The organism is Telmatocola sphagniphila (assembly GCF_018398935.1).
GTDB lineage: Bacteria > Planctomycetota > Planctomycetia > Gemmatales > Gemmataceae > Telmatocola > Telmatocola sphagniphila.
Map to the genome: position 1 here is coordinate 2263681 of NZ_CP074694.1, position 13781 is coordinate 2277461.

The window sequence follows — 13781 nt, forward strand, 5'->3', positions numbered from 1 at the left end:
GCCAATAGTAAAATTTCGGTTGATTCACCCGCTTTTAAGCCACATGTTCTGAATTCTTCCCAATCAGTCGTACTAGGGTTCTACTTATCCAGTTTTGTCTCCTGTTCGGTGAAGGAGAATCCGATTTCAGCTCGAAAGCATCTGGAACAGCTTCACGACCCGATACTGTGTCGATCCGAATTCTGTAATAGACGGAATGAAACGGTTCCCCCAAATTTCGGTTCGCGCGACTTGTCCAAATGCTGCACGCCGGTTCACCCCACATGGGGTCAAGCTTGAGTAAATCCCAAGCTCTTTTTCGCTTCTGGTTATTTGAACGGTCTAGACTATCATCGAGACACTTTTCGACGAAAATAGGTGGGATAGTCTCGCAGACTTGCAGAGGACGTTTAGGAGCTTGAAGAGGAGCGGTATCATCGGCCAAGACTTCCGGTAACTCTTCGAAGATTCCAAAAACGATCACAGTTATCCACTGGTCGTAGGATGTGATTTTTTCGACTTCGACGCAAACTTTAGGATTTTCGCGTAACCATTCTAATTTCTGGCCAGGGATTGTGAATCCACACAGCGAGTCAGACAATCCGTCAAATGCCAGATAAACTGGAACAACATAAGGTTGATCTGCTTGTAAGCAAGCCAACCTGGCCAATCTGGTTCGAGCCAACATTTGAAGACACTCTTCCCGGCTCAGTTCTCGAATCTTCATTAATCAACTCCTCGGAGACCTTCTTGTGAGCATTGCATGTTCGGATCGAATGAGATCGCCAAAGGCAATCGGACGAGAAACTCACTTCCGCGTCCGCGCCCTTCGCTGGAAGCCACTACTGATCCGCCATGGAGACTAACGAGTTGATGGACCAGCGACAAGCCAATCCCGAGCCCTCCTTCGGAACGCTTAATGGCATCGTAGCCCTGAGTAAATAATTCGAAAATGTGAGGGAGCATCGCCACGTCGATTCCGATCCCGTGGTCTTGGACTCGAATAACCGCGTCTCCAGATTCCACGGTTGCGGTGAACCTAATCTGATCCCCTTCATCGCTATACTTGGAGGAATTGCTCAATAGGTTAGTGAAGATCTGAATTAATCGAGTCGGATCAGCCAGCAAGCAGATAGGTTGAATCTGAAACGAGATCGCCACTTCCTGCTTGCGTGAAAGAAATTGAGGTTGGCAGATTTCCATGGATCTTTGAACAATTTCACACAAATCAACAATTACTTTATCGATATGCAACTTTCCATGGATAATTCGGGATGCGTCCGAAAGATCATCTATAAGATGAGCCATGTATACTGTCTGACGATCTATGATATCTCGGGCATGCTCTGCTGTGGAGAGGGGCAAGCCATCCTGCTTCAAAACTTGTATCGCATACCGAATACTAGCGAGCGGGTTGCGTAATTCGTGGGCCAGCATTCCCAGGAACTCATCTTTATGCTGTGAAGGCTCTTGAAGTTCTCCTGTACTCATCCGTAAATCTACTTCTACTCGATTTTGATCTGTAATATCTTGAATCAAACTCGCACCAATAAATCCATTTTCAATAAATCTTTTCCTAAAACTGATCTGGATGGGATCCTTACGTAATCTGCGCAACTCCCAAGCTTCACTCATTGCTCTTGTGGAGGATTTTTCAAAAAACACTATTTGCTGGCGAACGAATCTACTTCTGAATGGCTCAGGCATCAAAAGCTCAAATTCGGGGCTCAGCAATTCTTCACCGGAATAGCCAAAAAGTCGCTGCATTTGGGGTTCTATGCAAACAATATGGGGATCTCGATCTATAATCACCACGGCATCCGTGGCTGTTTGCAACAATCCGTTAAAATCTTCAGAAACGAATATTTTGGGGTAAAAGAGTAATTCCTCAACCACTTGAGTTTTCGCCGAGGGCGAGATCGGAAGGTTTCCGACGCAAATAGGACTCTCTTCAGAACTTATCAAATTTAGTTGATTCACCTCAACCTTCGGGAGTTTTACGAAATCTGTTATTGAAACCAATCCTTGGCGAAGTTCTATTTCGGAAGTGAGCGAAGAGTACATTTTCAGATATGGTTTTATGTTTTTCATTAGCATTACTCCGTTATTGCATATGAGATCCATTGATTTAATCGCACCACGGTCAAAACAAACAGGATCGAACTATGAACTGAACTAGGAGTTCAGACCACTAAAGTTCGAAAAACGACATCCCGGGATTCGCAATAATTCCTAGGAAAGTAGCGAAATCTCCAAAAAATAGAGTTTGATGAGAATCGAGTGCACTTCGAAGCCACAAAATTATTCGAAGTGCGTCAGCCAGTTGTCCCATCAAGAATTCCACGTATAATCTAATAATAAACCCTGGCCTAAATATCCAATTCAATAATGTCTTATTGCATATAAAAGATCGTGACGTTACCGCATAAATAAATCTAACGAGCGCAGCGACCGAACTTAAATTTAACGTTCGCGAGAGAACAATACTCCTTCATATCAAATCACTTTCTTTCTATTACTTGTAAATTAGCATCATGATAATCTAATACACCTTAAAAATATAGCTGTCGGGAGATGCGAACAATTTCTGTACGGTAAATCCCTACACGCGTTTGGGAGGATTCGAGTGCCACTGACTAAACATTGCCGGCGGCAGGCTACAATAGGTCGCCGGAGATATCAAATCAACATCTGGCAAGCAGCGGAAGCCTGCCCAAAGTTCCTACACGACTGATGATCGCTTGCAGGAATCGTCCTTATCAGACGAGTTTTAATGAGGAATACTATGGCTGAGGCTGGGAGTATGCGCATCAGTCAGATGACGTTCAATGCCGACTTGGGGCTTCAATCGAAGATTGATGTTTTGAAAATTAATTTCTACTGCAAGGTTTATCGAAAGAAATGGATTGTTGTCTTCTTCCAGCATCTGGATCCTCGTCTTTACCGCTTGATTGCGAACTTTCGCATGCTGGGTTCGTAAGAGGGCGGCTCACCACCAATCGCCCATATCGAAACATCGGTGAGTCGCTGTTCGTTGAGGCACTGACTGCCTCAACGGCATTTGCTATTGCCAAGTTGATGGGCTGAATGAATTTACAGATATACTAGTTGACAGAGACCTATAAGCAATCTGCATCCTTTGTGGATGAGGTCAACCAATTACAGTCACGTTTGGTTCGCTATCTCGAGAGATCCTTACCCAAGCAAGGTTTTTCCTGTCGGCTAGTCATTAGTTTTGCTTCTCCATTTTATCAATTTATCTTTCTGACAGATCGATGCTATTTCCAGATACTTTAGAGTAGTCGAGTGAGCCTATCACAAAGTTTTGGCTTCCCGAAGAAGTCACATGGTTTTTGTTTTGTTGCCGCTCGATTTAAATATCCGGCTTCGGGCGAGATGGTAGAATACTATTCTTCCGGGCCGATTTTTCTTAGTTCGTTATTTCATTAAGAAGGTGTATCAATGTCGGAAAATCTTTTCAAACTTGCGCCCGAAACGATCGTCTATGCGGATGCGCAAACGCATAAGCTCGTAGTGGAATTCACAATTCCCGGGGCACCAACCGAAACTATTGACGTAAAAGTCTTGAAGGATAGTATCCATCTGAAGGCACCTTCTCGGGACGTCGAGTATGTAGCAGCAGTTGCTTTAAGCTGGCCAGTTAAACCCGACAAAGCGGAAGCCCATTACGAGCAAGGGCTACTCCGCATTGAAGTCCCTTTCAAAGATCCGATGGAGGATGCCGTCAAGGTCATTATTCAGACTGGGGCCGCAGAACCCAAGTCCAAAATTGGCACGACAGTAGTGGCACCGCCAGCAGTTGGACGAAGCACCGAAAAAACACTAACTGGCAAAGCAGTTTAATCCGCCCACAGGGATGTTACTCGCTCCTGAGTTGCGCAATTCGTTTTGATTAATTTCAGGGATGCGAATTTCTGCAATATTTTTTTAAAATACGGCTATGCGCTGATCCAATTGATAAGAAGAGATTATCTCTTAGAGACTGACAATAATTACAAATTGTCAACTAATCGCTTTCAACGCACACCTATTTCATTCATAACTTAAAGTGAAATAGCCAATTAGGAGGTAGAATATGCAATCAATACATTTTTCGGGATGGACTGTTTTGGCCCTGGGATTTAATACTTTTGCTCAAATTCCTGCCGTTAGCGGTAATACAGCCCCTCTGGCGCCGCAGAGTGGCAACTACGCGACAGCACAAACGGGGAGCCAAGGTCAACCGCAAAGTCCAGGCACGGGGACCCAGCAGCAGAACCCCAATCAAAACCAAGGGCAAAACCCAAGCCCGCGTTCGAACAATCAAAACTTTAATGCGCAACGACCCTACAACTATCCGTTCACAATTTATGGGATGAATGGGGTTTCTAAATCCCTTGATCTGAGTCAGACTCAACTTGATCGACTCAATATTCATACGCAAAAGACACAGGAGCAATTCAATCGCGACTATACAGGCCTCGGCAATTTAAGCGAGACGGAACGAGCCAAACGATATAGCGACCTTAATCGCCAATACCAATCGGCTTGGATGAGTGGTGCGAGAGATATCTTTAATCAGAATCAAATGAACCGCTATCAGCAACTTCACTATCAATACGGTGGATTTAATACTCTGGCTGATCCGGATATTCAAACCAAGTTAAGGCTAACTTCGGAACAGCGAAAGAATCTCAGCAACTCCACTGATTGGAATCGTGAGCAACTTCAAGCCATTGAAAGAGAAGGACGCATTAACGCTGCTAAAGGAAATGAGCTATATAAAGATTATCAAAAAAACTATCAAACCCGCTTCAATCAATTCCTGACACCCGAGCAACAGAAACGCTGGCACGAAATCGTTGGTGAGCCATACAATTTTCAACCCAACTTCAGTGCTCCGACCCAGCCCTAGTATTACTTGGGTAACCCAACACCTGCGGAGCTACAAGTTCCCCATATCGCGAGAAACGCTTGGGCTCCAGCGGGTACTCCGCAAACCCCGGCCGGGAGTGCACGACAACCCGTCTACTTTTCCGCAACTGAATTGTGGTTTCCAAAACTGTAGGGTTCGGATGCTCCGAGAGGTGAACCGTAGACGCCCCGAGAGCGTTGGCGAGGACTGCAAGTTGCTCGACGGGATCGCCGACGAGCACCAGTTTCGTGGGGTTCGGCAGATGCTCGAAGAGATCTTCCAAGCCCTCCAGCACGAATGCCAGTCGATGATAAGCCCACGGCTCCGCCCGCAATGCCGGTTCGTCGAAGACAAACGCCACGGCCGCGTCGGGGTTCGCTTTGAGAGCCGGATCCTCCCAGGACATAGCCGCGTCGTGTACCCACACCAGATCGGAGGCCGGCGCGAGCGTTTCAAGGCGCTTTACGATATCGGTCGCCGAAAGTTCGACTCGCTTCGATTCCGCTGCCGGAGTCGGAGTGGCCATCGGAGCCGAGGAACCGGCAAACAATCGATGTTGGAGAATCGGATAGTCGGCGTCGAACGGACATTTCACCCGACAGGCGTTGCACCAGCGGCCGCCGCTGAACTTGGCAATGTTGTCCTTGTTGGCAAAATAGGGCTTGGAGGAAAACGTGCTTTCGACCCACTGCCAACTCGACGAATTGCTAGCGATATCACCATCGTAGAGATGTTGACGGAACAGTTGGGCTCCCTCCTGCCAGCGAACACCACGGAAATGGCCTAAGTAGGCTGCGAACCAGAGCCGAGCATGATTGTGCAGGTATCAAACCCGAGATGCCCGCGCCGATCACGGCAACGCTTTCGCCACCGTTCTGCGGGACTTGGACCGGCTTTGAAGTCGAATCGGACTCACGGAATGGCAATTCGATCTTCTTTCACGTCTAAAAGTCAAGAACTCCAACACACACTACTTCTAGACCGACGAAGTCCACGGGATCCACATATCTAACTATGGGAAGATCTTGGTCCAAAAAAACGGGCCTACAGCCAGTTTTGGTGAGTGAACCGTGTGGCGATTCTGGTCTACGAGCTGACTTTTTTTCTTTGACGATTCTCCTACTTCAGTTAAATGGCTTGAGGTACCCGCGCAAAACCGAAACTGATTCGGCTCGCGATGCTTTTTTCGGTATCGAATTGCTATTGCTTAGAACTTCACCAGGGTTTCATTTGCATAATTTCCGATTAAGCAATCTTTGATATTGGCAAAGTAGAGGTTGGGGGTCGTCAGAGGTCACCGCGGAACGATTCAAGTCTTCAGCGACCCAGGGAAGAGAACCACCTTTCGAATCATTCTTCCGCTCTCCGGCAAGTCTGCGTCGGTATCAGTGCCTCTGAAATCAGTTTCTAAAGAATGGTAGGAGTATGGAAGCCTAGTGGTCGTCGAAGATGAGAAACCGGTACGGATCCTCATCGCTCGCCTTCTACAACTTTCAGATTTCACGGTTTTGGAAGCCGATGATGGGCAAGGGGGGCCTGATCGTGTTCCGCAATATTGCGACGAGTATTCTGGCATTTTTTTGCAGGACTGACAATGCCGCCTATGGGGCTATCGCAGAAGTCACGCAATAGCCCCGTTTCCGGACGATGCTGCGATCATCCCCTACATTGAGGCTGGTTCAGGGAGGAAGGCAATTTTGACGTTGGTGTGATATTCCACAATTTTTCCATCCCGCACAACGGCCGTCTGGTGGAGAACATCCAAACCCGTGATGTTCTTGTACGTTATTGATGCTTTTTCAATTACCAATCGTGCGGCATCGCTCCAATTCTCTTTGGATTCGCCTACCATTTCGATCACTCGAATCGCGGCGGGGGTCTTTGGGGATTGTTTGATGGTCGACATGATACTTGCTCCTTGAAACGCGAAAAGTTAGCACATTAAAAACACGGATGAGATGTAATGTTCCGAAGTCCTCACCATAAACTAAAAAATGGCGGACTTCGATCTGGACAACTCATCAGAATGGTTGGTAGATCTTTAGAATAGAGAGCCATTCTCTCACCACCCTCAATAACATTCGCCCCAGCACTCAATAACTTTTTCCCTTTTGGGAATCCTTGTGGAGCGATCCTAGCTCGATGGAATGCCAAAACGAGCTTCCTTATTTCCGCAAATTAGCCGCGGCATTAGGTATATCGAATCGAGTTTCCTGGCTATTCAGTCTAATCGTGATAGCTTTGGTAAGACCTTTGACTCCTTCGACTCTCAAAGCCGCTCCGTCAACAGCCCAGCGTTCAGCAAAAGAAGAGACAGAACCCGTCAGTGTCACGATTCCATCCACCACGGTGACATCAATCTGAGCCGTGCTCGCTCTGGGGTCCCACTTGATTTCGTACATCATCTCTGTCTTCAATTGCGCATCCGTTTTCATATAGTCTTTCCAGGTTCCCGTCCGCTCGATCAGATCGGAGGGTCCTTCCGATTTCACTTGATAACAGTAGTATCTGAAATGGTTTCTTCAGAAGGGACAGAGTATCGCGTAAGGCAAGTAGAGAATTACGGTTAAATGGACGTAAGGAAAAGGGCTTTGACTTTCCCAAAAATCATCCGAAAGGAGTATTCGAAGGAATTGAATCAAACTTGAAAAAACCGGTGACTCTAACAGCAAGCTCGTGAGAAAAGGATCAATGCAGAAAGGCTGCGTCTCGAGAAGTATCTCGTTTTAGTGTCTTTACTGTAGTGAGTCTACCCCGGGCTTTACTTTATGAACCCACACTTTCGGCCGCTGATTCTTTGCAACATCCGCAGAAGTATCCTCGTTCAGGACGAGTGATGCAGGTCCTTCGGGTGGATCCGAGCGTCCGGAATCGACCCATAGCAAACGTCAGGCTATCAAAATCCGACATCTGTGGGGCTAAATCGCAATCGAGGACCGCCACTTGACGGTGATCGATCCTAAGACCGGGTGGATGAAAGTGACTGTCTCGTAATTGCCGGGGATGCAATCCAGACCGAACGCTTCGGTCCGCTGGTATGATAGTATGGACAAAAGAACGTCGGCCGCATTGAGTCCGAGTCCAATATCCGCAGGAGGTGATCTCGTTTATCGGACGGAGCTCGATTGCCTTCCGAGATCTTCTCAAATGGCGGCTCTTCAAGGAGTCCGTCTATCAAAACGGCGAAATGGCCATCAAAACGAGACCTGCTTTGGAAGATCGTTAATTCACTCTCGAAACGAACTCTTAGGAAGGGGCTGTTATGGCTTTTTAGCTTCCTGAAGATCGATAAAGACGTCGACAATTTGACCGACGAGAAGTTTACTTTCTTTGATCGTTTTCTCATCCGCAATAACGGCATAAATTACTTGTACCACACGAGTATCGACTCGTTCTGTATTCACACCGGTCAGCGAAACTTTCGGGACAATATAGGGCTCTAATCGAATAAATTTCAAAGGTAGGCCCTTTTGATTACTGTCTCCGCGGATCTTCGCCGTAGCGGGTGAATTCAAAATCAATCTCGGAAGATCTTCTTCATCGATGCTCACTCGAATGTTCAGCGGCTTAAGATTTCCCATCAGGATCAATGCCTGATTGGCCATGGTAGACACATATTCCCCGGCCCGAACATTCAGTTGTAAGATTGTCCCATCTATAGGAGCGCGAACCTGTAGCAGTAACAAATTGGTTCGAGCCTGATCGAGTTGAGCCTGAGAAAGGTCGACGTTCGTTTTAGCAATGATTTTATCAGGTTCCCAGGTACCAGCTTTGAGCAACGCCAGATTGGCTTTGGCGACACTAAATAACGCCAATGCGTTCATATACGCTTGCCGATCGATGACTCGTTGTTGAGCAGCTAGGGCGGCGCCCCCGGAGATATTTTTGTCCCGTTCCATGGTATCTTTGGTCGATTTGACACTTGCCTCGGCCGCGTCCATCTGGGCGATCGCGGGAGGTACTTCCTCGGGTCTAGGTTCCAATTCGAGTTTTCGTAACTGCGCCTTGCTGGCCGCCAAAGTCGCTTGCGCCGTCTTGACTTGGGCTTCTAAGAGCCGGCTGTCCAACTCGAAAAGAAGATCACCGGACTTCACTTGCTGTCCTAGCTGGACATGAACTTGAACGATGGCTCCGGCCATTTGCGAACCGATGGAGATAATGCTCGTTCCGCTGGCTTCGGTGTTTCCTTCCACCATTCCGGCCCCCGCTACCGTATTTCCAAATGGGCTCGAGGAAGGTTCAACCGGCGGGTTCGCTTGAGGCTCGGAACGCTGCACAATATAAGAGTGAATCAAAGCGAAGATAGCTAACCCCGCGGCCAGGCCAGGCAGGCCGTATTTGATCAATTTATTAAGCATTTTCCAGCTCCAATTTGCCATTCAATCGGGCAACATCGATTTCCTGATTTTTGACACTTAGGACGTGACCATCCTCCATAGCGATAATCCGATCGCCGAACGGTAAGACCCGTTGATCGTGGGTGACGACGATTGCTACTCGGTTCGGCAGGATCGCCACGGACCGAATCAACTGCATGATGGCATGACCGGAAGCGGCATCGACGGCCGAAGTCGGTTCATCACAAACCAGTAGTCGGGGTTCGTGAATTAAGCCTCGGGCGATGGCGACGCGTTGCTGTTGTCCCCCCGAGAGTTGGGAAGGAAGACTGTTCAAGCGATCTCCAAGTCCGACCGATCGAAGGACGTCCGCGGCTCGTTTTAACGCCGTCGCTTTCGTCCAGCCGTTGATGACCAGTGGTACTGAAGCGTTCTCCTGGGCCGTCAAGGCAGGCAATAAATTGAATTGCTGAAAAACAAAGCCAATATTTTTGGCTCGAAAGGCCGTCACCTTTTTCTTGGAAAGTCTATTCAAGTTTATACCGAAGACGAAGACTTCCCCGGCAGTGGGATTCAACGTCCCTGCGATAACGGATATGAGGGTCGTTTTGCCGCAACCGCTTGGGCCCGTTAGAAGATTCAATTTCCCAGGAGGAATATCTAGCTCAACGCCTCGTAGGGCGAGCACCCGCGATTGGCCTTGGCCATATTCTTTCGTAAGCCCCTTGCAACTGACGCCCCGATCGGGCGAGTTCTCGGAAACCATGATTTCACCTGGAAAATTACTGGAAAACAACGCTCGGCTCGAGAACGATGACTTTATGAATGCTCAAAAAACTCGCCAAAAAGGAGATGCAGATCATGACACCCGCTGTGATCACCAGCACTTGCCAGGGCAGATAAAACGCTAATAGCGGCATGTTCTGGATGGCTACTATTCCGAACAGCGTTGCCAGGCCAATTCCCAATCCATAACCGATGGTTCCCACAATCGAGGCTTGAATCAAAATCATGGTCACAATCCGACGATCGCTCATTCCCATGGCCTTCAAGGCACCGAATTGTCTGAGGTTTTCGACTGTAAACAGATAAAATGTTTGACCCGCAATCGCACATCCCACAAGAAAGGCGAGAATTACGGTTGTGCCAAAATTGACAGGTATTCCCGTGTGTTTCAGGTAGTAGAACATCGTTAAATTGATAAAGCCCTTATTGGTGAGGGCGAGCAGTCCCGTTTGTTGCTGGATCGCTCGGCTCACTTCTTCAGGCAACCGACCCGCCTGACACTTAGCCAGTACGAAAGGCATCATTCGCCGAGCGGGGGGTACGAATAGGGTCGCCTGACTGAAGCGGGTGTAAACGACCGGCATCGTCATGAAGGTTTGCGAACCCCGAAAAACACCGACCACCACTGCTCGGCGATCATTCATCTCAATGACTTTGCCGACTCGAATTTGCTCCCTGGGCCACATCTGCATGAAACCGGCTTCATCGACTAGGACGGCATCGGGGTTTTGGAGATCGCCCACCTTCCCTACGAGCAGTTTGTTCGGAGCACCCACCAAGGTGCTGTCATCGACTCCCATCAGTACCAGCTGCTGGTATTTGCCCGAGGCCAGTTGAGCTTGTCCCGCTCCCCGATAAAGGTTGACCGCCCAGGCTACACCCGGGACACTGCGCACCCGAAAGACATCATCATCCGATATGGCTTTTACGTCGTCGAAGTAGCGGACATCGGGGTTCATCACCCAAATATCACTGCCTTGCGTATCTCGAATCATGCTCGATGTTCGCAGCATAATGCCGCAGAAAATTGCACTCTGCTCGGTGATCAGAAAACAGGCAAAGGTGATGCCGAAGATCAAAGCGAAGTACTTACTGCGGTCCCCCCTAAGCATCTTTACCGCGATCCAGTTCACTTTGATAGCTCTTAGTTCAGAAGTTGTCGGTGCGAAAGAATTACGATACTCGAGGCGATAGAAGGCATGGATTTAAATCGAAGGAACTTCCAAACGTTCGCAATCGACACAACAGCGAGCGTAGGGAATAATTTCAAGTCTGTTCGTGTCGATCGCCTTACCGCATTGGGCGCACAGCCCGAACTGTCCGTTTTGAAGCCTTTGTAGGGCCGCATCGATCTTATCCGCGAGATGAACTTCGACAAGCAGCGAACCCACTGCAACTTGTTGATCGGGTTGGTGATCCCTTTGGTCCGAGGAGTTCGTCGAACTTGGGTCTGGTGCATCCGACTCCTCGGGATGATTGGGGCTATCGGTTAAATCTCGGCTGACGGAGTCTCGAGCCTTCTCAAATTTTTGCAAAAGCGACTGCAAACGACTGCGATATTCCAGGAGACTTTTGGGGGTAAGCATTTTTGGGTCTACTTTCACTTTCGAATCCGACAGTACAATAAAGCAGTGAATCCAAAGAACCAAAGCATACGAAGGGATTCAGATCGATGGCGATCTTCCATCAGTAAGTTGGATTGGAAACCTTAAAAAACTGAAGCGGCCTGCCAACAGAACTATTCTGGTTTCAGATCACTAATCGAGTGTCGGGAGATAAGGCAAAAGCGAGTCAGGAGAAGTCACTCCTAAGCGTTCGGAAACCTTACTTTCGATCTACCACGTTACTGTCTGGCATTGGTCGCATCCTTCTTCCCTTATCTGAAGCGCAGGGAACTCCTGTGATCGGAACAAATTCAGGAGGTACTTCGGCCTCCTGACGCTTGAGCTCCCGTTGCCAGTAATAGTAGACCGCCTCACTCATTCGATGCCGCTGACCGTAGACTCAAATGGATTCGCTTCCGGAACGCTGATCTAGAATCGTCTACTTCCAGAACGCTTCCGGCTGGGGATCCCGCGTACGACGCTTCGACATTTCTCCAACTCCTGAGGGTTAAAAACCACCAGGATAACTCAACAGACAAGAAGGGTGTTAACCAGCCGGACACGGAAATGTAACCAATCAAGCCAATTGTTTTTTTGAGTGATAGACTTACCTTTCAGGCTGCCCCCTTGGAGCAAGATTTTCTACTGTGCAGCATCGGTGTTCAGCTTGATTAGCGATTCGCCGCTGAGTTCATAACAGATAGTTTGCGAGCCATTATACAATTGTTTATTCTTAGCTTTATAAGTCCATGCATTCCAGCAATCACTATACGTAGGAATACAAATACAACGATGAGGATAAAAGTCGTGCGACCCTTGTTATTAGAGAACAGCCAACGCTCGATAGCCGCGATTATTGCGGCGATTGCAGAGATGAAACATAGGCAGCAGTTCATGTATAACACTTTTTTTGCGTTAAGGATCAAGTTCAGCCATTTTTTAGCCTACACCTTAATCCAACCAATCTAAATTTTTAGCCCCCATCGAATCCTGTCGAATGATTAGAAAATTTGCGCAATGAGTTCTATTGGATTCAACCCAATATATAAATTTATTTTACTCTACCACCTCGACTCGACTCCTGCAGGCCGTCGTCCCATTTTTCGGAGAAACTGGAAGTGGGAATAGACGATACCAGGTAGGGTCAGATGATTGTATCTCACATCGAATTCTTTCGCCGTATCCTCGATGATGCGAGCGATGGCCCGATAGTGAGCGTGACTTATTCGCGGGAATAAGTGATGAGAAGCGTGGGCGTTTACTCCTCCCACAAAGAAATGAGCGATGCGGCTGTGCGGGGACCAATCGCATGCCGTTACTAAATTGTGGATTGCCCAACTGTGGCCCACACTGCCATCGGCTGCAACTGCCGGGAATTCGGTAACCGCCGAAAAGTGAGTTCCGATGAGCAGAAAGACAAATACTAAAGACGCTACAGCCTTCATGGCCAGGTAACCTAGCACGACCTGCCACCATGGCAGCGGAAGAATCCAGATCGGAACTGCCAGGATAGCCACGAAATAAAACGCTTTGCATAGTCCGAAGACCACGTACTGATATGGCGGATGGGTGATATTGGTCAGGTTGGCAATGCGCCGCTTGAACAAATAGGCAAAGTCTTGATAGACAATGGTATAAAGCGCCACGAAGATGTAAGCGATCGGTGCGTAGAGATGTTGAAAGCGGAATTGTTTCCGCCACGGCTGGTTCGGCGAGAGACGGATGAAAGGGTTTTCATCGATGTCAATATCGCATCCGTTTACGTTGGGAAAGATGTGATGAGATTTGGTGTGTCGCATCTGCCAAAGGTAGGCACTGACTCCCAGTAAAGCGAAGGACACTCCATGAACAATTTCGTTACCGAGCCGCGATTTAAAGAGGACCTGATGGGCAGCGTCATGCCCTATATTAATCGCCATCAGGAGAGAGGCAACCCCGAAGACAAAGGCGAGGGGAAGTAGTGTCCAAAGCGGAAATGGATGTAGGAGAATCAGTGTATACGAAGCTAGAATCAAACTCCCGAACACCAGGCCCTTGACAAGTGTCGATCCATTTGCAAATCGACTCTTTCCAGTCTGCCGAAAGTACTCGTCCACCCGCTGCTTGAGCACCTTGTAGAAGTCGTTCCTCTCGGTCTCAAATCGAATTGTCTGCATGGCG

Annotated in this window: 13 protein-coding genes and 1 pseudogene; 3 read left to right on the top strand and 11 right to left on the bottom strand. The window is 48.2% G+C overall.

The genetic code is table 11. From position 1 onward, the window contains the following. Positions 1–34 precede the first annotated feature (34 nt). Together KIH39_RS09060 and KIH39_RS09065 are read right to left on the bottom strand one after the other, a co-directional pair. Complete coding sequence (locus KIH39_RS09060) at positions 35–706, bottom strand: pyridoxamine 5'-phosphate oxidase family protein (RefSeq protein WP_213499011.1); 672 nt, start codon at positions 704–706, stop codon at positions 35–37. Continuing rightward, positions 706–2070, bottom strand: coding sequence for a PAS domain-containing sensor histidine kinase (locus KIH39_RS09065; protein WP_213499012.1), 1365 nt, complete (start codon positions 2068–2070; stop codon positions 706–708). Before KIH39_RS09065 ends, KIH39_RS09060 begins: the two co-directional genes overlap by 1 nt. A gap of 694 nt (positions 2071–2764) precedes the next feature. Here KIH39_RS09065 and KIH39_RS09070 point away from each other — a divergent pair. The 3 genes from KIH39_RS09070 (at position 2765) to KIH39_RS09080 (ending at position 4894) form a co-directional block, all read left to right on the top strand. Further along, positions 2765–2959, top strand: a complete 195-nt coding sequence (locus KIH39_RS09070) for a hypothetical protein (protein WP_213499013.1) — start codon at positions 2765–2767, stop codon at positions 2957–2959. Between the two features lie 482 nt (positions 2960–3441). After that, positions 3442–3843, top strand: a complete 402-nt coding sequence (locus KIH39_RS09075) for an Hsp20/alpha crystallin family protein (RefSeq protein ID WP_213499014.1) — start codon at positions 3442–3444, stop codon at positions 3841–3843. Positions 3844–4075: 232 nt separating this feature from the next. Next, complete coding sequence (locus KIH39_RS09080) at positions 4076–4894, top strand: hypothetical protein (protein ID WP_213499015.1); 819 nt, start codon at positions 4076–4078, stop codon at positions 4892–4894. Here KIH39_RS09080 and KIH39_RS09085 read toward each other — a convergent pair. From KIH39_RS09085 to KIH39_RS09120, 9 genes and pseudogenes are all read right to left on the bottom strand, one after another. After that, entirely contained in the window at positions 4872–5489 is a 618-nt protein-coding gene (locus tag KIH39_RS09085) for a deoxyribodipyrimidine photo-lyase (RefSeq protein ID WP_246539621.1), read from the bottom strand. The genes KIH39_RS09080 and KIH39_RS09085 overlap by 23 nt on opposite strands. A 9-nt stretch (positions 5490–5498) precedes the next feature. Further along, positions 5499–5717 (bottom strand): annotated as a pseudogene (locus KIH39_RS27065) (FAD-binding domain-containing protein); the annotation flags it as partial. 840 nt (positions 5718–6557) lie between these two features. After that, positions 6558–6800: a dodecin family protein gene (locus tag KIH39_RS09090; protein WP_213499016.1), complete on the bottom strand. Its 243-nt coding sequence runs from the start codon at positions 6798–6800 to the stop codon at positions 6558–6560. A 259-nt stretch (positions 6801–7059) separates the two neighbouring features. Next, positions 7060–7329 carry a BON domain-containing protein gene (locus KIH39_RS09095; protein ID WP_213499017.1) on the bottom strand — a complete coding sequence of 90 codons (270 nt, stop codon included), beginning with the start codon at positions 7327–7329 and terminating at the stop codon, positions 7060–7062. Positions 7330–8154: 825 nt separating this feature from the next. Further along, positions 8155–9252, bottom strand: coding sequence for an HlyD family secretion protein (locus KIH39_RS09100; protein ID WP_213499018.1), 1098 nt, complete (start codon positions 9250–9252; stop codon positions 8155–8157). After that, positions 9245–9997, bottom strand: a complete 753-nt coding sequence (locus KIH39_RS09105) for an ABC transporter ATP-binding protein (RefSeq protein WP_213499019.1) — start codon at positions 9995–9997, stop codon at positions 9245–9247. The genes KIH39_RS09100 and KIH39_RS09105 overlap by 8 nt, the downstream gene beginning before the upstream one ends. A 16-nt stretch (positions 9998–10013) precedes the next feature. Next, on the bottom strand, positions 10014–11150 hold the full coding sequence (locus tag KIH39_RS09110; protein WP_213499020.1) for an ABC transporter permease: 1137 nt from the start codon (positions 11148–11150) through the stop codon (positions 10014–10016). Positions 11151–11222: 72 nt separating this feature from the next. Continuing rightward, positions 11223–11603 (bottom strand): TraR/DksA family transcriptional regulator, encoded by a 381-nt coding sequence (locus KIH39_RS09115; RefSeq protein WP_213499021.1) that lies wholly within the window; start codon positions 11601–11603, stop codon positions 11223–11225. A gap of 1079 nt (positions 11604–12682) precedes the next feature. Then, complete coding sequence (locus tag KIH39_RS09120) at positions 12683–13777, bottom strand: fatty acid desaturase family protein (RefSeq protein WP_213499022.1); 1095 nt, start codon at positions 13775–13777, stop codon at positions 12683–12685. Positions 13778–13781 lie beyond the last annotated feature (4 nt).

Excerpts from the sequence above, each read along its gene's own strand:
- KIH39_RS09060 (WP_213499011.1), bottom strand. The coding sequence starts at position 706 with ATGAAGATTCGAGAACTGAGCCGGGAAGAGTGTCTTCAAATGTTGGCT.
- KIH39_RS09065 (WP_213499012.1), bottom strand. The coding sequence starts at position 2,070 with ATGAAAAACATAAAACCATATCTGAAAATGTACTCTTCGCTCACTTCC.
- KIH39_RS09075 (WP_213499014.1), top strand. The coding sequence starts at position 3,442 with ATGTCGGAAAATCTTTTCAAACTTGCGCCCGAAACGATCGTCTATGCG.
- KIH39_RS09105 (WP_213499019.1), bottom strand. The coding sequence starts at position 9,997 with ATGGTTTCCGAGAACTCGCCCGATCGGGGCGTCAGTTGCAAGGGGCTT.
- KIH39_RS09080 (WP_213499015.1), top strand. The coding sequence starts at position 4,076 with ATGCAATCAATACATTTTTCGGGATGGACTGTTTTGGCCCTGGGATTT.
- KIH39_RS09120 (WP_213499022.1), bottom strand. The coding sequence starts at position 13,777 with ATGCAGACAATTCGATTTGAGACCGAGAGGAACGACTTCTACAAGGTG.
- KIH39_RS09100 (WP_213499018.1), bottom strand. The coding sequence starts at position 9,252 with ATGCTTAATAAATTGATCAAATACGGCCTGCCTGGCCTGGCCGCGGGG.
- KIH39_RS09115 (WP_213499021.1), bottom strand. The coding sequence starts at position 11,603 with ATGCTTACCCCCAAAAGTCTCCTGGAATATCGCAGTCGTTTGCAGTCG.
- KIH39_RS09095 (WP_213499017.1), bottom strand. The coding sequence starts at position 7,329 with ATGAAAACGGATGCGCAATTGAAGACAGAGATGATGTACGAAATCAAG.
- KIH39_RS09090 (WP_213499016.1), bottom strand. The coding sequence starts at position 6,800 with ATGTCGACCATCAAACAATCCCCAAAGACCCCCGCCGCGATTCGAGTG.
- KIH39_RS09070 (WP_213499013.1), top strand. The coding sequence starts at position 2,765 with ATGGCTGAGGCTGGGAGTATGCGCATCAGTCAGATGACGTTCAATGCC.